The organism is Stenotrophomonas sp. ZAC14D1_NAIMI4_1 (assembly GCF_003086775.1).
Lineage (GTDB): Bacteria > Pseudomonadota > Gammaproteobacteria > Xanthomonadales > Xanthomonadaceae > Stenotrophomonas.
Genome location: NZ_CP026001.1, coordinates 4,379,642 through 4,399,322 on the forward strand (window position 1 = coordinate 4,379,642; position 19,681 = coordinate 4,399,322).

The following is a 19,681-nucleotide window of genomic DNA, read 5'->3' on the forward strand; positions in this document are numbered from 1 at the left end:
CGCGCGATGATGGCCGGTCGCCCCCGCCCCTGCTTGGATGGATGTGCTACGAGGGATGTGCCGACCAACGGTCGGCACCCACCAGGGCAGTAGATCCACGCCATGGGGGGTGGAGATCGGCGCTGCCTCTCAGGGAACGTAGACCAGATGCAGGCTGTAGGCGAAGCCGGTTTCGGTTTCGGTGATGGACACATCCATCACCAGGTCACTTCGCCCTTCTGCGGCCGTGTGCAGGTCGACCAGGACCCTCCAGCGCTCGCCATCCCACTGGCTGACCGAGGTTTCCCAGGTGGCCTCGGGAAGTGGCACGAGGGTTTCCCCGTAGTCCTGGATGATGTCGGTGATGGTCTCCCACGTATCGGCCGTGCGCAGGCGAACGTCCGCTGCGTCGGGCGCGCGGCCTGAGGCGATCTCGTTGACCATCCAGGTCAGGGTGGGGCGGAACGCCTCGTCCACGGCGGCTTCGATGTCCGGGTCTTTCCTGACCATGTGTCTTCCTGGGAAAGCGGGCGGCGATCCGCGGTTCAAACATGATGGCATGGGTGGGATGGCCGCGCCCGGAGGGATGTGCCGACCAACGGTCGGCACCCACCAGGGCAAATGAGGCCGACCAACGGTCGGCACCCACCAGAGCGTCGGCACCCACCAGAGCGGTAGATCCACGCCATGCGTGGATGAGCGCCGGCACGAGGGTCGTTATTCCCGGCCGGAATAAGTGTTTGTGACGCGCTTTGCACAACCGCATCTCCGCCCGCACGAGAGGTAGGGGGTTCTTCGTTGTGTCGCGTTTGGCTCATTGCGATGGGGCAGTTCCGCCCCGCCGTTCTGCCATGCCGATTCACAACAGAAGGACTCGTGTATGAAGCGAAACACGCTCCGCACCGTGCCACCGCGTTCCGCGCGGCTGGCCCTGGCCACTGCGCTGGTACTGGGCAGCCTGGCTGCCAGCGCCCAGGCGCAGCAGGCCGATCCCCTGGCCAACCTGCAGTGGCACCTGCTCAACACCGGGCAGGCGGTACCGGCCGACACCCTGCCGGTGGCAGGCAACGATCTCAACGTCGATGGCCTGTACCGCAATGGCATCCGCGGCCAGGGCGTGGTGATCGGCATCGTCGATGATGGCCTGCAGATCGCCCACCCCGATCTGGCCGCCAACGTGGCGACGGTGCCCGGCAAGAACTTCGCCAACGGTTCCACCAACCCCTCCCCCTCCAACCCCGATGCCGACCACCACGGCACCATGGTCGGCGGCATCGCCGGCGCAGTGGGTGCCAACGGCGTGGGCGTGCGCGGCGTGGCCCCGGCGGCCACGCTGAAGGGCTTCAACGTGCTGGCCTCCAACGCGCAGGGCAACCAGCTGAGCAACATCGAGTACTCGTGGTGGGATGGCGCCGAATCGGCCGACGTGCAGGTGTTCAACAACAGCTGGGGCGCCGGGCCGGGCAACCCGAACCTGCCACTGGCCTTCAGCCAGAACGATGTGGCGTCCTATGAGCAGGCGCTGTCGGGCACGCGTGGCGGCCGCGGTGGCATCTACGTGAAGTCGGCTGGCAATAACTTCAACAACGCCTCGGTCAGCCAGACGCAGGATGTCTGCACCACCGATACCAAGAACCGCAACACCGGCTGCGTGCCGGCCGGCCGCGACCCGCGCAACAACCTGTTCAACGTGATCACCGTGGGTGCGGTGCGCGCCGATGGCGTGCGCTCGTCATACTCGTCCACCGGTTCGGCACTGTGGGTGTCGGCCTTCGGTGGCGAATACGGGTTGCAGGCGCAGTACGCACCAGGCCTGGTGGCGCGCGCCTACGACCCGGCCATCATCACCACCGACGTTGGCGGCTGCGCGGTGGGCAGCAACAAAAACAGCGCGCGCGAGAACAGCCTGGACAGCAACCTGTCGGCCATCGACAGCACCTGCAACTACACGGCCAAGATGAACGGCACGTCCGCCTCGGCGCCGATGGTGTCCGGCGTGGCCGCGCTGGTGCTGGAAGCCAACCCGCGCCTGAGCTACCGCGACGTGAAGTACATCCTGGCCACCACCGCCACCCGCACCCATCCCAACCAGCCGGCGGTGACGCTGGCCGATGGGCGCACGCTGGTGCCGGGCTGGACGGTGAACGCCGCTGGCCGCGCCTTCAGCAACTGGTATGGCTTCGGCGTGGTGAATGCCGCACGCGCGGTGCAGGTGGCCGATACGTTCCAGTCGCTCGGGCCGCTGCTGGACACCGGCTGGCGCACCACCACCCGCAGCGTGGCGATCGGCAGCACGTCGGCCACGGCCGGCCGGCTGACCTTCCAGGTGGCCAATGGGGCGCGCAACGTCGAAAGCGTGCAGCTCGGCTTCCGGGTCAACCACAGCAACACGCGGCAACTGCAGTTCGTGCTGGTGTCGCCCAGCGGCACGCGCAGCGTGGTGCAACCGGCGTTCACCGCCATCGGTTCCGGCACGGGCGGCGTGCAGCGCAACTTCACCAACTGGGATCTGCTGTCCAGCAACGCGTTCCTGGATGAAAGCGCCACGGGCATGTGGACGCTGGAAGTGACCGACATGGGGCAAGCCGCCGGCGCTGCATCGCGCGGCAGCCTCGAATTCTTCAAGATCCGCGTTCTGGGGCACTGATGATGAAGACAACCATTCTGTTGAGCACCCTCGCCTTCGCGGCGATGACCGGCCCGGCCTGGGCACAGAGCACGGGCGCCACGCCGGCGGCGCGCACGCTGTCCACCGTGGATGTGCAGGCGCTGAAGGCGGAGGCGACCGGCCGCGCGTTCGATGTGGGCGGCAACCGCTTCCAGCTGGCGCCCACGGTGGCCGTGCAGCAGGCGGCCAGCGGCCAGTTCCAGATCACTCCATCGGCGGCGGCGACCAGCGGCTCGCGCAGCAAGCGTTCGCTGGGTGCTGCTGATGCGGGCACCCGCAAGTTTGCGGCTGCGGTGTCCAGTGATGGCGCGCCGGTGGTGGCGACATCGCGGGTCAAGGTGTTCTTCACCGATGCGGCAGCGGCACAGAAGGCGGCAGCGGCCACCGGCGGCACGGTGGTGAAGGTGTCGAAGGCTTCGGGGCGGGCGATTGTGGAATACCCGTCGGTGAACGCGGCGCTGGATGCCACGACCAAGCTGCTGTCGACCGCGGGTATCCGCGCGGCCGAGGCGGACCTGGTGCAGTGGGAAGAGAAGAAGTGATCTAGGGCGTTGTGTGGTGCCCCGGCCGGTGTGCCTCTCCCGACCGGCCGGGGTTTTTGTGCCGACCAACGGTCGGCACCCACCAGAACCACATGCCGACCAACGGTCGGCACCCACCAGAAACACATGCCGACCAACGGTCGGCACCCACCGGAAACACATGCCGACCAACGGTCGGCACCTACCGGAACTACATGCCGACCAACGGTCGGCACCTACCAGAACTACATGCCGGCCAGCGCTTCCACCAACGCATCCATCTGCTGCGGCCGGGTGAACACTGAAGGCGTGACCCGCACGCAGGCGCCGGATTCCAGGCCATCACGATGCGTGGTGAACACCCGGTGCTCATCCAGCAGGCGCTTCTGCAGCGCCATGTTGTCGGCCACGCTGGTGCGCCCGCGCAGGCGGAAGCTGGCCAGCGCGCTGGCCAGTGCCGGGTCAGGCGAGGACAGCACTTCCAGATGCGCCATCTGCCGGGCGGGCACCGTCCAGCGCTCGCGCAGGTAGCGCAGGCGCGCCTGCTTGTTGGCCGCACCGATGCGCTGGTGCAGGGCAATGGCTTCGGGCAGCGCCAGGTACGCCGCAAAGTTCACCGTGCCGGTGTGCACGCGGCTGCCGACGCGGCCATCGTCCGCCTCGCCCATGTACGGATCGAGGTCGGCCACGCGGCCCTTGCGGACATACATCGCACCCACGCCCACCGGTGCGCCGATCCACTTGTGCAGGTTGATGCCCACGAAATCGGCCTTCAGGTCCGGCACGGCGTAGGCGATCTGGCCGAAACCATGGGCGGCATCCACGATCACATCGATACCGCGCGCACGCGCACGTTCGGCGATCTCGGCCACCGGCAGCACCAGGCCATGGCGGTGGCTGACCTGTGTCAGCAGCACCAGCTTCAGCTTGGGCAGCCGCGCGAAGGCGGCATCGTAGGCCTGCAGGATCTGCGCGTGGTCGGGCACGGCCGGCAGGGCGATGCGCTCCACCTGCACGCCACGGCGCTGCTGCAGCCAGCGCATGGCGCCGATCATGCTGTCGTAGTCCACGTCGGCGTACAGCACCTGGTCGCCGGGCGCGAGGCGGTTGTAGCCGCCGATCAGGGCCAGCATCGCCTCGGTGGCGCCACGGGTCAGCGCGATCTCATCGGCCCCCACGCCCAGCATGTCGGCCACCTGGCGGTGCACGGCCATGTACTCGGCGGGGAAGGTGTGCCGCCCGTACCAGGCATTGCCACGGTTCACCTCGGCGGTGTGCCGCTGGTAGCTGGCCAGGGTCTCGCGCCCCATCGCGCCCCAGTAGCCGTTTTCCAGGTGGTTCACTTCATCGGTGATGTCGAAGTGGCTCGCCACGGCGGCCCAGTAGCCTTCATCGCGGGCCAGCACGTCCGGCGCCACGGTCGTTGCGGGAATCTGCATGGGCGCAGCGTAACGCGCGGCGGCCATGGCAGGCAGTGAAGACAGCGCTGCGGCGGCCGGCAGCAGCGTGCCGGCGCGCAGCAGGTTACGGCGGCGGCTGTCCATCAGAAGGTCAGCCGGTACTGTGCATACACGTTGGCACCGTCGGTGTCGTAGGGTGCGTTGCGCGAGTAGATCAGCCCGCGGCTGGCCTGGAAGGTCGCCTCGTCCGGGTAGCGGTCGAACACGTTGTCCACGCCCACGCGCAGGCTGTGGTGCTCGTTGATGCGGTAGCCCACGGCCAGGTCGAGGAAGGTCATGTCACCGAAGCGCTGGTAGATGTCGCCGGCCGCGTTGCCGGTCGAATCGGTCCACGCGCCGTAGTAGCGCACGCGCGCCATCAGCGACCACGCCCCGACATCCCAACTGCCGGTGAAGCTGCCCTTGTGCTCCGGCAGGCGATCTTCGAACAGCACGCGCTGGGTTTCGTTGGTCGCCACCGAAGTGCTGCCGTTGTCCACGCGGGTGCGGTTGAAGTTGTAGGCCAGGGTCAGCGTCATGCGGCCGGCGCCGAGGTCGCGCAGGTAGTTGCCGACCACGTCCACGCCGCTGGTGGTGGTGTCGAAATCGTTGGTGAAATAGTTGACCGAGGTGTAGCCCAGCGGATTGGGCGTGCCGGCGGGAATGGCGAAGCTGGCCGACTGGCTGAAGCGGTCGGTGAGCTTGATGCGGTACACATCCACCGAACCGGACAGGCCCATGTCGGTGCGCCAGGTCAGGCCGAGCGAGGCGGTGCGCGATTCTTCCGGGGTGAGCGGCTTGGCACCGAGCAGCTGTGCCAGCGGATCGTTCGGCGACAGGCGGCCGCTGGTGAAGATCTGCAGGGTGCGCGTATCCAGGCCCTGGCTGGTGCTGGTGGTGTTCAACTGCGCCGGGGTGGGCGCGCGGAAGCCGGTGGAGAACGTGCCGCGCAGGGCCACGTCCGGGGTGATGGCAAAGCGCGCCGACAGCTTGCCGTCCACGGTATTGCCGAAGCTGGAGAAGTCTTCATAGCGGCCGGCGGCACCGATGCTCCAGCGTTCGCCCAGCGGCACTTCCATATCGACATAGGCAGCATGGCTGCGCTGGTCCCACTTGCCCGCCTGGCTGGCCGAGAAGCCCGGCGCGCCGTTGGAGTTGGCTTCCAGGCCGGCTACTGCGCCGGGGCCGACCGCGTACGAGGCCGGGTCGCCGGCGCGCACTTCATAGGTTTCCTGGCGGAACTCGGCACCGAAGGCAACGTTGACCGGCTTGGCCAGCGCGGCCACGTCCCATTCGTAGTTGAAATCGACGTTGGCGTTCTTCTCGGTCTGGGTCAGGCGGCCGAGGTCGAACGAGGTCGGGCTGTCCGGGCCAAGCGAGGCATTGATGGAATTGTCCAGGCTGTAGTCGATGGCATTGCGGCCATACGACGCGCTGGCATCCCAGCGCAGCTTGGGCGTGATCTCACCACGCAGGCCACCCACCAGCTGCAGGTCGTTCTGCACGTTGCCGTACTGCGGGCTGAAGCCCACCGGATAGAGCGAACGCAGATCCCAGCCGGGGAAGATGCTGGTGGTGCGGTAGGCGCCGGTGGTGGTGTCCGGGTTGCGCCAGTTGAAATCGCTGACGCCATCGCTGTGGCTGTACAGGCCGAAGGCGTAGACCTCCAGCGTATCGCTGGCATTGGCCTTCAGGTTGAAGCCCACGCGGCGGCTTTCCAGTTCCGGCTGGCCCCAGCGCTGCACGGGGTTGGGCACGTCCAGATCGGGGTGCGCGGCCTGGAAGGCAATGGCATCGGGGCGCTGGCGGGTGCGCGAGGTGGCATCGGAGTTCGACGACTCGGCGAACAGCGCCAGGCTGCCGTAGTCGCCCAGCGCCCAGCCGGTGCGGGCGCTGAAATCACGCGAGGCACCATCGCCCTGCGCGTACTGCGAGTAGCCCGCAGTAATCTCGGTGCCCGGGCTGTCTTCAAGAATGATGTTGATGACGCCGGCGATGGCGTCCGAACCATACTGCGCCGAGGCACCGTCGCGCAGCACTTCGATGCGCTTGATGGCGCTGGTCGGGATCTGCGCCAGGTCGGCGGCCTGTGCGCCACGGTTGCCCAGCAGCGCGCTGCGGTGGAAGCGGCGGCCGTTGACCAGCACCAGGGTCTGGTCCGGCGACAGGCCACGCAGGGTGGCGGGCCGCACGAACACCTGGCCATCGGCCATCGGCAGGCGCTGCACCACGAACGACGGCACCAGCTGTGCCAGCACGTCCTTCAGGTCGGTGGAATCGACCGACGTGATGTCTTCCTTGGTGAACACATCCACCGGCGCCAGCGTTTCGAACTGGGTGCGGTTGGAGGCGCGGGTGCCGGTGACCAGCATGGCGTCCAGCTGGGTCGGCGCGGCGTGGGTGGTGCCACCACCGGGGGTGTCTGCCGTACTGGCATCTGCTGCGATCGCGCCTCCTGCGCTGACCATGGAAAGGGCGAGGAGGATGGAACGCGACAACAACGAGCTCTGCACGACGGGGACTCCGGGACTGCACGACAGGGTCAGGCGCGCCTGTACAGGCGGCCTGGACAAGTCGCGCAGTCTCGGCGCGATGTGTGAAGCGGGCGTTACGTGAACGCGACAGGAGGAAGTCGCGGAGGGCGGCGCCATCATCACGCGCGTAATAGAATCGAAGCATCGCGCACGCAAGGAGACCGCATCATGCGCCTGCTACACCTCACCCTGCCGGTGTCCGATGTGGGTACCGTCGCCGCCTGGTTCCACGACGTGCTGCAGCTGCGCGTGGTCGGCCACCACGTGCACATCGGCTGGAGCACCATCGAGCTGCAACCGGCCGATGGCCAGCCGCTGGGCGGCGTGCACCTGGCCTTCAACGTGCCGGACAACCGCTTCAACGAGGCCATTACGTGGCTGCGCGAGCGCGTGCCGCTGCAACGCAATCCCGAAGGCATTGACTACTTCGCGCTGGAGAGCACCTGGCAGTCGCAGTCGGTGTACTTCACCGGGCCCGATGGCCTGATCCTGGAGCTGATCGGCCGCAAGCGCCTACCGGCCAGCGCACGCAGCGGCGCGTTCCACGGCAGCGAGCTGACCTGCCTGAGCGAAGTGGGCCTGCCCAGCGCGGACGTGGATGCGGTACGCGCCGAGGCCAGCGCGCGCTTCGGGCTGCAGCCGCTCAGCACGCCCTCGCCGCAGTTCGCGCCGATGGGCGATGACGAAGGACTGTTGATCGTGGTCGCCGCCGACCGTCGGTGGTTCCCCGAGCAGAAGGACCTCCCCAACGCGCAGGGCCTGCTGCTGCGCGTGGGCGATGTGCAGGGCAGCGGCGAGATTGCCGATACCGCGCAGGGGTGGCGCGTGATCCAGTAGATCCACGCCATGCGTGGATGAATGGCCTACGGTAGCGCCGGGCCATGCCCGGCGGACGCTTTCCCGGCGCGGAGAGATGTGTCAACCAAGGTTGACACCTACCAGCTGCCCGACGCGCCACCACCACCGCTGCGGCCACCGCCCCCGGACCAGCTGCTGGAGCTGCTTGAGGATGAACTTGACGACGAGGTGCCGGAAGAGCTGCGATAGCCGCTGGATGAACCGCCGCTGCCGCGTGCTTTCTCACCTGGCAGCATGGTGAAGATCCAGGCGAAGTACAGCACGAGCGTACCGGCACTCCACCCGATCGTCGCCGCAAGGCGCGCTGCCGGGTCGACCCGATCAATGGCCAGCAGGGCAAAGATCGCGTAGCCAGCGGTCAGCAGCACCAGCACTGCGAACCGCACCCCGAAACTGCTGCGGTCCTTATGCCAGCGTGCACGGCAGGCCTGTATGAGGAAGAACACCAGCATCGCGGCAATGCCCACGGCCAGATCCAGCAGCGTGTGCAGGGCCAGGCTGGGCGGCAACTGGCCACGCAGCAGCATCACCACGAAGAAGCCCGCACTGACCCCGAGCATGCCCAGCAACACGATGCGCAGGCCCCGGCTGCGGCGCCAGCACCAGCCGAGCAGGCTCGCCACGGGTACGCACAACGCCAACACGATGCAGAGCGCCGCCAGTGCAGAGCGCGGTGCCCACACGACCGCCGCCAGCATCCCGCCAGCCACGACGGCCGTCACCAGCATCGGGCGGCCCCAGGCCGGCAATCGCTTCGGTCGCGCCCGTTGCTTGGCACCCGCACGCGACTGTCCGCGCTGGCGCTCGCGATGCCTGCGTGCGAAGTCGTCCGGTGTCTTCGCCGCGCTGGACGCTGGTGGCGAGCGCCACACGCCGGCGAGGAAGCCGGCCAGCAGCGCCAGGGCGACCACTGAATCCGCACTGCGCCAGTCCGGCGGCAGCACGCTGCGTGCCGTCGGGTCTTCCCAGGCCGGCAGATCTTCGCCGTCGATCAGCGCAACCATGATCTTCGTTCCATCCAGCAACCCCTGGTCGAGGTCGCCATCGCGGAAGCGTGGCACGATCGCCTTGTCGATGATGCGCGCAGCATACGCATCCGGAATTGCACCCTCCAGGCCATAGCCGGTCTGGATGCGCACGCGGCGGTCCTGCACGGCCACCAGCAGCAGCACACCATCATCGACGCCTTCGCGGCCCAGCTGCCACTGATCGAACACCCGCTGGGCGTAGGCCTCGATGCCCTCATCGCCAACATGGTCGACCACCAGTACCTGCAGTTGCGCGCCGGTACGTGCCTGCAACTGCAGTGCCTGTGCGCGCAGGGTGGCGCGGGTATCCGCCGACAAGGCACCCGCAGCATCCACCACCGGATCATCCAGTGCAGGTACCGCAGCAGCAGCCATCACCACCATCGGCAGCAGGCACAACAGCATCAACAGCCATGCCGGGGCCCGGCTCCGCGTTGCCCTCCGCGGCCTGCTCATGCGCCCTCGCCCTGCTCGATCTGCGCATGCAGCGCCTGCAGGCGCGCCACCTGTTCATCGAACACCTGCAGGTCGGCGTCGACCAGTTCCGCCCAGTCCGGTGCGTGGCCCAGCAACTGCGCCACCTGTTCCTGCGGGGCGCGGTCGAACCCTTCGGACAGCACGGCCAGGTAGCGCTGGCGGAAGCCCTGCGGATCCTGTTGTTCCTGCACGTACAGCTGCACCGCCACCAGGCCGGCGAACAGGTAGTTGGCCAGGTACAGCGGGTCTTCGTACATCAGCCGCTTGGTTTCCCAGGTGGCACCCAGTGCCGGGTAGCGCTCGGCCATCATCCCGTAGCCGGACAGCACCTTCAGTGTCAGCGCATCGAGGTCATCGGCCGTACCCAGCGTGCCGGCGGCCACGCCCTGGTAGATCGACTGCTCCAGCTGCGCTTCCTCCGAAGCGATGAACAGCTGCAGCACGATGTCATCCAGCAGCGACTTCAGGTAGTAAGCTTTGGCGCGCGGGTCCTGCGCCTGCTGGTACAGCTGGTCGCGGAACTCCAGTTCGTTGAAGATCGCGTAGGCCTCGTTCAACCACGAGGTGCCGTTGCGGTAGAACGCCGAGACGTGCCCGCGCTGCATCCATTGGCCGTGTGCCGCGTGCCCGGCTTCGTGCACCGCTTCCACGTCGCTTTCCAGGGTGCCCCGGCGCTCGCCGACGAACAGCAGCGCGGGCGCGCCCGGCGCTGTCACTGCAAAGGCATCGGCCGTGCGCGGGCCCAGCGCCTGCGCCAGGTCCATGCGCTGCTGCGCGGGGTCGAGCAGCGCGCGCACTTCAGCGGCGTAGTCGGGACCCAGCCCCTGCATCGCCCCGGTGGCGGTGTCGCGCACCTGTTCGAGGCTGAGGACCGGCGGCACGAAGCCTGCGTCGGGCAGGCTGATGTCCCAGATCTGCGGGTCGGCCAGGCCCATGCGTTCGGCATGCTGCAGCAGCACCTGCTGGTAGGCGCGGCGCTGCGGCGCATGGCGCTGTACAGCGGCCAGCGTGGCCAGCACCGCGGGCGTGTCCAGGCCCATGTGCCGGTAGCTGCGCTCGGGCGCGCTGCCATCGCCCTGCAGCTGCGAGGCACGATCGTTGACCTGCACCAGCGCCAGCAGCGTGCTGGCCATGGCTTCGCGCTGTGAGGCCACGCCCTGCCAGTAGCCCTTCCAGCCGGCCTCGCGCAGCGCGCGATCCGGGTGCTGGGCCAGGGCCGTACTGTCCTTCCTGCTGTCCAGCGTGCGCCCATCGCGCTCGAAGCGCGGGTAGCTGGCGTGCTGCAGCAGCTGCCGTTGCAGGCGTGCGAATGCATCCAGCGCCGGGCTGGCCACTTCGTCCACGGCATCGTCCAGGCCTGCGGCGCGCGGCGCCGTGGAGCCGCCGGTGGTGCCCAGCGCACGCGTGCGCAGCCAGGCATAGGGGGCCACCCAGCCCGCATCGGCCGGCGCACTGGCCAGCGCCTTGCGTGCGATGCGCGCGGCGTCGCCACACAGGTCCGCGATGCCTTCCTGTGCCTGCGCCAGGCGCGCATCACGCGCATTGCGTGCGGCCTGCAGGTGCAGATAGCCATGGTGGCGCAGGCATTGGCCGAACAGCCGGTCAGCCTGCTGCACGCGCGCGGCCGGATCCTCGGGTCCGGCATCGCGCAGCGTCGCGATGGCAGTGGCAAGTTTCGCGCGTGCGTCCTGTTCGGCCGCCGCATCGGCGAACCAGCTGCGGTCGTCGGCGTGCAGCGCCTGCGCGCTGGCGGTGCCGGCGGCAAGCAGCAGCACGGTGGCGGCGGTGATGCATCGCATCCTGCGGATGTTCATGACAACGTCCTTTGTAGAGTCGAGCCATGCTCGACTGCGCCTGGCAGAAGCAGTCGAGCAAGCTCGACTCTACGCCATGGGCAGACCGCAGCGGGGGTAGACTAGCCCGTTCCCCGCCTGTCTGGCCTTCACATGCGCACTTTCCTGCTGGTCATCGGCCTGCTGCTCGCCCCGCTTTCGACCGCGCTGGCCGCAGGCGTACAGGTGCGCGAGGGCGACCTGTTGTTCGTCACCGCCGGGCACAGCGGACTGAGTGCGGCCATCGACGATGCCACCGCCACGCAGGGCGCGACCAGCTTCGACCACGTGGCCCTGGTGGCTGCCGGCGCGCACGGCTGGCAGGTGCTGCATGCCGATGAGAAGGGCTCGCGGCAGCAGGCCCTGCTCGACTTCCAGCGCGACGCCCGCAGCAAGCAGCGGCAGATCGTTGTGTACCGGCTGCGTGCGGCGCCGGCCGGTGCGATCACCGATGCAGTCGCCAAAGCGCGCACGATGCTGGGCAAGCCGTACAACACGGCCTACGTGCTGAACGAGGACAGCTACTACTGTTCGGATTTCATCGAGCGTGCCTTCCGCGCGCACCATGTGTTCGCACTGCAGCCGATGAATTTCCGCAACCCGCAGACCGGGGAGATCGCCCAGCATTGGGTGGACCTGTACCGCGGCATGGGCATGGACGTGCCGCAGGGCCTGCCGGGCACCAACCCCAACGACATGGCCGCCAGCGCGGTGCTGGAACGGGTCGGCGCGCTCTGATCGGCGTGCTTTGAAAAGCGAAGCCCCGCACGTGGCGGGGCTTCAGTATTCAGACCTGGCGGGGGCCAGGGTCATTCTTCTTCGTCTTGGCTGCCCTGCTGCTGGTTGCGCTTCTGCTGCTGGTCCTGCTGCTGTTGCTGCTGCTGGTCACGACCGCGACCCTGCTGCTGATCCTGCTGGTTCTGCTGACCCTTCTGGTTCTGCTGGTTCTGCTGTGCCATGTCCGTGTCTCCGAAGCCACGCGCGGAATGCGGTGGACGGGGCCATCCTCTGCAGCCGAAGGTTAACCATGCGTTGCAACGCAGCTAGGCTGGCGTGCAGGCGCCCCACAAAAGACCGCGCGCCCCTTGCGGCACAAGCCCCTGAAGGATTCATGCGACGTGTGCATGTGCTCATGCCGGCCCGGCACCAGCCGTATTCAGCGGCCTTGGCCCGTGTGACGCGCGCATGACGGCCTACACCCATGGTCCCATTTGCAGCCGCGCGCGGCACCGCTATGGTCAGGCGGACACCCGCCGGAGACGCGCATGGCCCCGCAGACCGCAGTACGCCTTTCCTACGAGCAAGCCCGCGACGGCTTCGATATCGCGCAGTGGCAGGACCGCTTCCAGGGGCGCCTGGACCAGGGCATCAACGCCTGCGTGGAATGCTGCGATCGATACTGCGGAAGCGATCGGCTGGCCCTGCGCTGGATCGATGCGCAGGGCGCCCTGCATCTGTACACCTTCGACGACCTGCGCGATGCCGCCGCCCGCGCCGCACAGGTGCTGCGTGCCGCCGGCGTCGGCCCGGGCGATGTGGTGGCCGGCCTGTTGCCGCGCACGCCGGACCTGCTGGCCACCATCCTCGGCACCTGGCGCCTGGGCGCGGTATACCAGCCGCTGTTCACCGCGTTCGGCCCCAAAGCCATTGAAAGCCGACTGAAGACCGGCAGCACCCGCCTGCTGGTGACCGACAGCGCACACCGCAGCAGGCTGGACGAACTCGATGCCTGCCCGCCGGTGGCCACGGTGCTCGCCCCCGGCCACGCACTGCGCGACGGTGACATCGACTGGCGTGCCGCCACGACGGCGGCCGCGCCACTGCTGGAGCCGGTGCTGCTGCCCGGCGATGCGCTGATGGCCCTGCTGTCGACCTCCGGCACCACCGGCAGCCCCAAGGGCGTGCCCGTGCCGCTGCGCGCGATGATGGCGTTTGCCAGCTACATGGAACTGGCCGTCGACCTGCGCGCGGACGACGTGTTCTGGAACATCGCCGACCCTGGCTGGGCCTATGGCCTGTACTACGCGGTGATCGGCCCGCTGCTGCTGGGCCACGCCACTACCTTCAGCGAAGCCGGCTTCAGCGTGCATGGCCTGAACACCATCATCGGCCAGCTGGGAGTGACCAACCTGGCCGGCTCGCCCACCGCGTACCGGCAGATCATCGCCGCCGGCCCCCAGGCCAGTGCCGGCATCAAGGGCCAGCTGCGCGTGGTCAGCAGTGCCGGCGAACCGCTGAATCCGGAGATTGCCCGCTGGTTTGCCGAGCACCTGCAGACCACCGTGCTGGACCACTACGGGCAGACCGAGACCGGCATGGTGGTGAACAACCACCATGCGCTGGCCCACCGCGTGCGCCCGGGGTCATCGGGCTTTGCGATGCCGGGTTACCGCGTGGCCGTGCTGGATGAACAGGGCCATGAACTGCCACCGCGCACGCCCGGCATTCTCGCGGTGGACCTGAAGCAGTCACCGATCATGTGGTTTACCGGCTACTACCGGGCGGAGACCCCGGCCATCGCCGATGACTACTACCGCACCGGCGACTCGGTGGAATGCGAGGACGACGGTTCGATCAGTTTCATCGGTCGCTCCGATGATCTGATCACCTCGTCCGGTTACCGCATCGGGCCATTCGACGTGGAGAGCGCGCTGATGGAGCATCCGTCCGTGGCCGAAGTGGCGGTGATCGGCGTGCCCGACCCGGAGCGGACCGAGATCGTCAAAGCGTTCGTGATCCTGCGCGACGGGTTCGAAGGCAGCGACGCGCTGGCGCACGAGCTGCAGCAGCATGTGCGCCATCGCCTGTCCGCGCATGCCTACCCGCGCCAGGTGGAGTTCGTGGTGCAGGTGCCGAAGACGCCCAGCGGCAAGGTGCAGCGGTTCCTGCTGCGCAAGGCGGAGATCGAGAAGCAGGCCGCAGCCGGCTGATGTTGGTTCCTGTAGAGCCGAGCCTATGCTCGGCTGGCCGTTGCAGGCAGCCGAGCGTGGGCTCGGCTCTACTGGATTAAGGCATCACCGGCGGCACATAGGTCAGGGTCATGCCCAGCAGCCACAGCAGGCCCAGCACCAGCGGAATGTGCACCAGCAGCTGGATGAAGGTGAAGCCGACGATGTCGCGGGCCTTCAGTCCCAGCACGCCCAGCAGCGGCAGCATCCAGAACGGGTTGATCAGGTTCGGCAGGGCCTCGGCCGCGTTGTAGACCTGCACCGCCCAGCCCAGGTGCGCCTTCAGTTCGTTGGCCGCCTGCATCACGTACGGCGCTTCGATGATCCACTTGCCACCGCCAGAGGGCACGAAGAAGCCCAGCACCGCCGAGTAGACGCCCATCACCAGGGCGAAGGTATCGGTGCTGGCCACGTGCACGAACAGGCTGGACAGGCGATGCGCCAGGGTCTGCCCGTCGCCGCCGGCCGCGTGGGTGAGGATCATCGCGATGCCGCCGTACAGCGGGAACTGGATGAGCACGCCGGTGGTGCTGGGCACCGCCTTGGCCACTGCGTTGAGGAAGCTGCGCGGGCGCCAGTGCAGCAGCAGGCCGAGCGAAATGAACAGGAAATTGTAGGTGTTGAGGTTGGCGATGGCGGTGACCACCGGCTTGTTGGCGAACTCGTTGAACAGCCAGCCGAAGGCCAGCAGCGAGAGCAGCACGGTCAGCAGCGGGCTGTACTCCAGCCATTCACCCGGGCGCGTGCGCTGCTGCAGCGGCTCCGGCTCGGCCTGCGCGGCACCGGGGAAATCCTCGGCGGTACGTGCACTGCCAGCGGCCGGCGCGGTCAGCCAGGCAATCAGCAGCGAGACCAGGATCAGCACCGCGGTCAGCGCGATCGACTGCCACAGGAAGATGGTCTCGGTGAAAGGCAGCACGCCGGTGATCTCCACCAGGCCGGGCGGCATGCTGGCCGGGTTGGCCTGCAGCTGCGCGGCCGACGAACTCAGGCCCATCGCCCACACCGCGCCCAGCCCCAGGTAGGCCGAGGCACCGGCGGCGCGGTAATCCATGCGCAGCTCGGTGCGGCGTGCGAGTGCGCGCACCAGCAGGCCGCCGAACACCAGCGAGAAGCCCCAGCTGAGCAGGGAGGCCAACATGCTGACCAAGCCCACGTAGACCACGGCACCGCGACCGGTGCGCGGCACCCGCGCGAGGAAATCGATGAAGCGCGCCACCACCGGCGCCGTGGCCAGCGCATAGCCGCCGATGACCACGAAGGCCATCTGCATGGTGAAGGGGATCAGGCTCCAGAAGCCGTCGCCGAAGGCGCTGGCCGTGGCCTGCGGGGTCGAGCCGAAGCCCATCGCCGCCACCGCGACGATGACCACGCCCAGCACCGCGAACACGTACGCATCGGGGAACCACTTTTCCGCCCAGGCGGCCGAACGCAGCGCCGCGCGCGCCATCCAGCCATCCTGTACTGCTGCCGTCGAGGCCATCGCCTACCCTCCCAGGTTCGATGGGCCGATTCTGGGCGGTGAGGTGCGGGCTGTCAGCCACCTATTGGTCGTAGGTGGCAGAGGGGGTAGTGCCGGCCGCTGGCCGGCAATCGCGCGATCGCGCACGCGCGCAGCCGGCCAGCGGCCGGCTCTACCATCCATGGGTCGCACGTCGCGGAAGGAGGTAGTGCCGGCCGCTGGCCGGCAATCGCGCGATCGCGCACGCGCGCAGCCGGCCAGCGGCCGGCTCTACCATCCATGGGTCACACGTCGCGGAAGGAGGTAGTGCCGGCCGCTGGCCGGCAACCCCGCGATCGCGCACGCGCGCAGCCGGCCAGCGGCCGGCTCTACCATCCATGGGTCGCACGACGCGGAAGGAGGTAGTGCCGGCCGCTGGCCGGCAACCCCGCGATCGCGCACGCGCGCAGCCGGCCAGCGGCCGGCTCTACCATCCATGGGTCGCACGTCGCGGAAGGGGGTAGTGCCGGCCGCTGGCCGGCAACCCCGCGATCGCGCACGCGCGCAGCCGGCCAGCGGCCGGCTCTACCATCTATGGGTCGCACGTCGCGGAAGGAGGTAGTGCCGGCCGCTCGCCGGCAACCCCGCGATCGCGCACGTGCGCAGCCGGCCAGCGGCCGGCTCTACCAGACCCGGGGGTCAGCGCAGCGCCAGGTCCACGGCGATGCCGGCGAACAGCGCCGCGCCTACCCAGTTGTTGTGCAGGAACGCCTTGAAGCACGGCCCGCGCTCGCGGTTGCGGCAGATCCAGAATTCGTACACCACCAGCACCGTGGCCACCGCCACGCCAGCGAGGTAGTAGCCACCCAGCCCGCCACGCACGCCCACCAAGGCCATCGTGGCCAGGAACAGGGCGTACAGCACGCCCTGGATGACCAGGTCCAGCTCACCAAACAGGATGGCGGTGGAGTGCGAGCCCATCTTCAGGTCGTCTTCGCGGTCGACCATGGCGTACCAGGTGTCATACGCGGTGGACCACAGGATGTTGCCGGCGTACAGCAGCCAGCCCAGCATCGGCACTTCACCCTGCACGGCGGCGAAGGCCATCGGGATGCCCCAGCCGAAGGACATGCCCAGGTAGACCTGCGGCAGGTGCGTGTAGCGCTTCAGGTAGGGGTAGCTGGCGGCCAGGAACACGCCGATGAAGCTCAGGCCGATCGTCAGCCCGTTCAGGGTGAGCACCAGGCCGAAGGCCACCAGCATCAGCACGGCGAACAGCGCCAGCGCCGCACGGCCGCTGATCGCCCCGGTGGCCAGCGGGCGCGCCTTGGTGCGCTCCACGTGCGGGTCCAGCCAGCGGTCGGCGTAATCGTTGATGACGCAGCCGGCAGAACGGGTGAGCCAGACGCCTGCGGTGAACACGAACAGGGTCCACAGCGGCGGCAGGCCGCCAGCGGCCAGCCACAGCGCCCACCAGGTGGGCCACAGCAGCAGCAGGGTGCCGATCGGGCGATCGGCGCGCATCAGGGACCAGTAGTGACGCCAGCGCGGCGTCGGCGCCGGATGCGGCGCGGAAAGAGGGGTGTCAGCCATGGCGATAGGATACTCCTGCGCTGAAGGGACGGCGGCGGGGGCCTGGAAAAGACAGAGCCCGATGCGCCTGCGCGCACCGGGCCCCGGTGTCCTGCCCTGCGAAAGGATCAGGCCTTTTCGTCGGACTTGTACTCGTAGTAGCCGTAGCTGTAATAGCCCGTGGCACGCTTCTCGACCGCGTTGAAGATCGCACCCTTGATCTGCACGCCGTTCTGCTCGAAGCGCTGCAGCGTCAGCTCGATTTCCTTGGCCTGGTTCACGCCGAAACGGGTGACCAGCAGGCTCGAGCCAGCGTGGGTGGCGACCAGCGCCGGATCGGTCACGGCCAGGATCGGCGGCGTATCGACGATCACCAAGTCGTACTTGCCGGACATGTCCTGCAGCAGCTGCGCGAAGCGCGGGTGCATCAGCAGCTCGGCCGGGTTCGGCGGAATGTCACCACGCACCATGTAGTGCATGTTGTCCAGGCCGGCTACCGGATGGATCACGTCGTCGACGCTGAGCTTGCCACCCAGCACGTCCGACAGGCCCTTCTGGTGCGACACACCCAGGATCTTGTGCAGGGTGCCCTTGCGCATGTCGGCGTCGATAACCAGCACGCGCTGGCCCGCCTGCGCGATGACCGCGGCCAAGTTGGTGGACACGAAGGTCTTGCCCACGCCCGGGCGCGGGCCCGAGATGGTCAGGATGTTGTTCTTCGCTTCCAGCATGGCGAAGTGCAGGCTGGTACGCAGGCTGCGCAGCGCTTCCACGGTCGGGTCCGCCGGGGCGGTCACCGCCAGCAGGTGCTGGCGACCGTCGGCCACCACGCGCGTACCGTGCTTGCCCTTGCGCAGCTTGGGCAGGGTGTTGGACACGCTGAGCGGGATCGCGGCGTAGACCGGCAGGCCCAGGGCTTCGATGTCCGCCGGGTCTTCGATGCCCGGGTTGAGCATGCGCTGGAGGAAGACGGCACCCGCAGACAGGAGCATGCCAAGAAGCGTTGCAATGATGACAATGATCTTCTTCTGCGGCTTGACCGGGTTGACGATGTCAACCACCGCTGGATCCACGATTCGAACGTTGCCGACGGCGCCGGCGCGGGCAACATCCAACTGCTGCGCCTGATTCAATAGTGCGGTGTAAAGCTCATTGCTGACCTGCAGATCGCGGGTCAGACGAAGCAACTCCTGCTGGGTATCAGGCAACTGTCCAACCTGCCGCTGAAAACCGGCTTTTCGCCCTTCCAAGTCGCTAATTTGCTTCAGCAATGCCCGGTAGGCAGGATGCTCGCGGGTGAAACTGCGATCCATCTCCGCCTGTCTCAGCCGCAGCTGCTGGATGCTGGCCTCTACGGCAACTTCCTGTTCCAGCAGTCCCTTTGTCTGCATGGTGATGTCGACGGAGTTTGAACGCGACTGGTATGCGCTCATCTCCGCCTGCGCCTGCTCCACTTGACGGCGGATGGTCGGCAACTGTTCTTTGACGAACTGAAGCTGCGACGCTGCCTCAGCGGAACTCCGGTCGACGTTCTGCCGCACATACGATTCGATGACCCGCTGCACCACAGCCTGCGCACGATCCGGATTCGAGTCCTCGAATCGAACCTGCAGAATCCCGGACTCCTTCCCGAGCTCTGAGGCACGAACGCCATCCTGCAGCGCAGATATCACATCAAGTCGACGCAGTTTTGTAACCAGGAAACGAGTACCTGGGTTAGCGTGAAGCGCTGCCACTTCAAGTGTCACGCCACGCCCAACCGCCGGTTGCCCCACCTGCCCCTTCAGAAGAAGGTTGCCATCTGAATCGGAAACGCTGAACGTGCCGGCCTTCTCGCCAGCTTCCAAGGTCAATGGCACTGAAACGAGGAAGGGAGGTACGTCAAGCCGGTGGACAGCAAGATCCTCACCACCCCAGCCATAACGACTCATGCCAAACCGAGGCGCCGCTACCTGACCCACGGACTCTGGCTGGAAGCGCCGGGCCAGGAATTCACCGATCAGGGGGAAGCGAGACGGCGCGACTTGGATGTCCAACTGCAAATCGTCGACGGCACTGCCAACGACGGTCCGCGAGGTGAGCAGGGCCACCTCAGTCGTTGCCGCGGTGCTACCGCCACCGGTCAACGAATTCAGGTCGGACAGGCCAGGGATCGAAGGTACCTTTGACTCTACCTGCACCATGGCCTGCGCCTGGTAGACCGGCGTCGAAAGAATCGCATACAGCACGCCAACAACGGCGAACACAGCCGTCGTGCAGATGATCCACCACTTGCGGTCGATGAAGATGCCAGCCAGCTCGCGCAGGTCGAGCTCATCATCCTTGGTCACTCGTGATTCCGTTTGTTTTGTCATCGCTTCCACATGATTTCAGAATCAGAAACG

14 protein-coding genes are annotated in these 19,681 nt (G+C 67.6%); 5 read left to right on the forward strand and 9 right to left on the reverse strand.

The window, feature by feature from the left end:
* Window positions 1-129: 129 nt before the first annotated feature.
* The gene (locus C1927_RS19885; protein ID WP_108747583.1) at window positions 130-489 is read right to left on the reverse strand and encodes a hypothetical protein; all 360 of its coding nucleotides are present in this window, start codon (window positions 487-489) and stop codon (window positions 130-132) included.
* 370 nt (window positions 490-859) lie between these two features.
* Between C1927_RS19885 and C1927_RS19890 the strand changes: the two genes are divergently transcribed.
* Both C1927_RS19890 and C1927_RS19895 read left to right on the forward strand, forming a co-directional pair.
* On the forward strand, window positions 860-2,626 hold the full coding sequence (locus C1927_RS19890) for a S8 family serine peptidase (RefSeq protein ID WP_108747584.1): 1,767 nt from the start codon (window positions 860-862) through the stop codon (window positions 2,624-2,626).
* Window positions 2,626-3,189 (forward strand): DNA breaking-rejoining protein, encoded by a 564-nt coding sequence (locus C1927_RS19895; protein WP_108747585.1) that lies wholly within the window; start codon window positions 2,626-2,628, stop codon window positions 3,187-3,189. The genes C1927_RS19890 and C1927_RS19895 overlap by 1 nt, the downstream gene beginning before the upstream one ends.
* Window positions 3,190-3,413: 224 nt before the next feature.
* Here the strand turns inward: C1927_RS19895 and C1927_RS19900 are convergent, their stop codons facing one another.
* On the reverse strand, window positions 3,414-4,712 hold the full coding sequence (locus tag C1927_RS19900; protein WP_108747586.1) for an aminotransferase class V-fold PLP-dependent enzyme: 1,299 nt from the start codon (window positions 4,710-4,712) through the stop codon (window positions 3,414-3,416).
* A complete protein-coding gene (locus C1927_RS19905; RefSeq protein WP_108747587.1) occupies window positions 4,712-7,120 on the reverse strand; it encodes a TonB-dependent receptor in 2,409 nt (802 codons plus the stop codon). The genes C1927_RS19900 and C1927_RS19905 overlap by 1 nt, the downstream gene beginning before the upstream one ends.
* 189 nt (window positions 7,121-7,309) lie before the next feature.
* Here C1927_RS19905 and C1927_RS19910 point away from each other — a divergent pair, with 189 nt between their 5' ends.
* Window positions 7,310-7,978 (forward strand): VOC family protein, encoded by a 669-nt coding sequence (locus C1927_RS19910; RefSeq protein WP_108747588.1) that lies wholly within the window; start codon window positions 7,310-7,312, stop codon window positions 7,976-7,978.
* Window positions 7,979-8,076: 98 nt separating this feature from the next.
* Here C1927_RS19910 and C1927_RS19915 read toward each other — a convergent pair whose 3' ends face one another.
* Window positions 8,077-9,432 (reverse strand): TPM domain-containing protein, encoded by a 1,356-nt coding sequence (locus C1927_RS19915; RefSeq protein WP_108747589.1) that lies wholly within the window; start codon window positions 9,430-9,432, stop codon window positions 8,077-8,079.
* A gap of 47 nt (window positions 9,433-9,479) precedes the next feature.
* The gene (locus tag C1927_RS19920) at window positions 9,480-11,303 is read right to left on the reverse strand and encodes a M3 family metallopeptidase (protein ID WP_254051599.1); all 1,824 of its coding nucleotides are present in this window, start codon (window positions 11,301-11,303) and stop codon (window positions 9,480-9,482) included.
* Between the two features lie 147 nt (window positions 11,304-11,450).
* Between C1927_RS19920 and C1927_RS19925 the strand changes: the two genes are divergently transcribed.
* Window positions 11,451-12,074: a YiiX/YebB-like N1pC/P60 family cysteine hydrolase gene (locus C1927_RS19925; RefSeq protein WP_108747591.1), complete on the forward strand. Its 624-nt coding sequence runs from the start codon at window positions 11,451-11,453 to the stop codon at window positions 12,072-12,074.
* 71 nt (window positions 12,075-12,145) lie between these two features.
* Here the strand turns inward: C1927_RS19925 and C1927_RS21555 are convergent, their stop codons facing one another.
* The gene (locus C1927_RS21555) at window positions 12,146-12,295 is read right to left on the reverse strand and encodes a hypothetical protein (protein WP_174208706.1); all 150 of its coding nucleotides are present in this window, start codon (window positions 12,293-12,295) and stop codon (window positions 12,146-12,148) included.
* Window positions 12,296-12,601: 306 nt separating this feature from the next.
* On the opposite strand from C1927_RS21555, the gene C1927_RS19930 reads away from it, so the two are divergent.
* On the forward strand, window positions 12,602-14,266 hold the full coding sequence (locus C1927_RS19930) for an AMP-binding protein (protein WP_108747592.1): 1,665 nt from the start codon (window positions 12,602-12,604) through the stop codon (window positions 14,264-14,266).
* A gap of 76 nt (window positions 14,267-14,342) precedes the next feature.
* On the opposite strand, the gene C1927_RS19935 is transcribed toward C1927_RS19930, so the two are convergent.
* The 3 genes from C1927_RS19935 to C1927_RS19945 form a co-directional block, all read right to left on the reverse strand.
* Complete coding sequence (locus C1927_RS19935) at window positions 14,343-15,767, reverse strand: TIGR00366 family protein (RefSeq protein ID WP_174208707.1); 1,425 nt, start codon at window positions 15,765-15,767, stop codon at window positions 14,343-14,345.
* 657 nt (window positions 15,768-16,424) lie between these two features.
* Window positions 16,425-17,318, reverse strand: coding sequence for a 4-hydroxybenzoate octaprenyltransferase (gene ubiA, locus C1927_RS19940; RefSeq protein WP_079224031.1), 894 nt, complete (start codon window positions 17,316-17,318; stop codon window positions 16,425-16,427).
* Window positions 17,319-17,425: 107 nt separating this feature from the next.
* Window positions 17,426-19,651, reverse strand: a complete 2,226-nt coding sequence (locus tag C1927_RS19945) for a polysaccharide biosynthesis tyrosine autokinase (RefSeq protein ID WP_108747593.1) — start codon at window positions 19,649-19,651, stop codon at window positions 17,426-17,428.
* Window positions 19,652-19,681 lie beyond the last annotated feature (30 nt).

Bases quoted from the DNA above. Each gene is read 5' to 3' on its own strand.
- C1927_RS19885 (WP_108747583.1), bottom strand. From the start codon at position 489: ATGGTCAGGAAAGACCCGGACATCGAAGCCGCCGTGGACGAGGCGTTC.
- C1927_RS19895 (WP_108747585.1), top strand. From the start codon at position 2,626: ATGATGAAGACAACCATTCTGTTGAGCACCCTCGCCTTCGCGGCGATG.
- C1927_RS19915 (WP_108747589.1), bottom strand. From the start codon at position 9,432: ATGCTGTTGTGCCTGCTGCCGATGGTGGTGATGGCTGCTGCTGCGGTA.
- ubiA (WP_079224031.1), bottom strand. From the start codon at position 17,318: ATGGCTGACACCCCTCTTTCCGCGCCGCATCCGGCGCCGACGCCGCGC.
- C1927_RS21555 (WP_174208706.1), bottom strand. From the start codon at position 12,295: ATGGCACAGCAGAACCAGCAGAACCAGAAGGGTCAGCAGAACCAGCAG.
- C1927_RS19935 (WP_174208707.1), bottom strand. From the start codon at position 15,767: ATGGCCTCGACGGCAGCAGTACAGGATGGCTGGATGGCGCGCGCGGCG.
- C1927_RS19910 (WP_108747588.1), top strand. From the start codon at position 7,310: ATGCGCCTGCTACACCTCACCCTGCCGGTGTCCGATGTGGGTACCGTC.
- C1927_RS19945 (WP_108747593.1), bottom strand. From the start codon at position 19,651: ATGACAAAACAAACGGAATCACGAGTGACCAAGGATGATGAGCTCGAC.
- C1927_RS19920 (WP_254051599.1), bottom strand. From the start codon at position 11,303: ATGCGATGCATCACCGCCGCCACCGTGCTGCTGCTTGCCGCCGGCACC.
- C1927_RS19890 (WP_108747584.1), top strand. From the start codon at position 860: ATGAAGCGAAACACGCTCCGCACCGTGCCACCGCGTTCCGCGCGGCTG.
- C1927_RS19925 (WP_108747591.1), top strand. From the start codon at position 11,451: ATGCGCACTTTCCTGCTGGTCATCGGCCTGCTGCTCGCCCCGCTTTCG.
- C1927_RS19900 (WP_108747586.1), bottom strand. From the start codon at position 4,712: ATGGACAGCCGCCGCCGTAACCTGCTGCGCGCCGGCACGCTGCTGCCG.
- C1927_RS19930 (WP_108747592.1), top strand. From the start codon at position 12,602: ATGGCCCCGCAGACCGCAGTACGCCTTTCCTACGAGCAAGCCCGCGAC.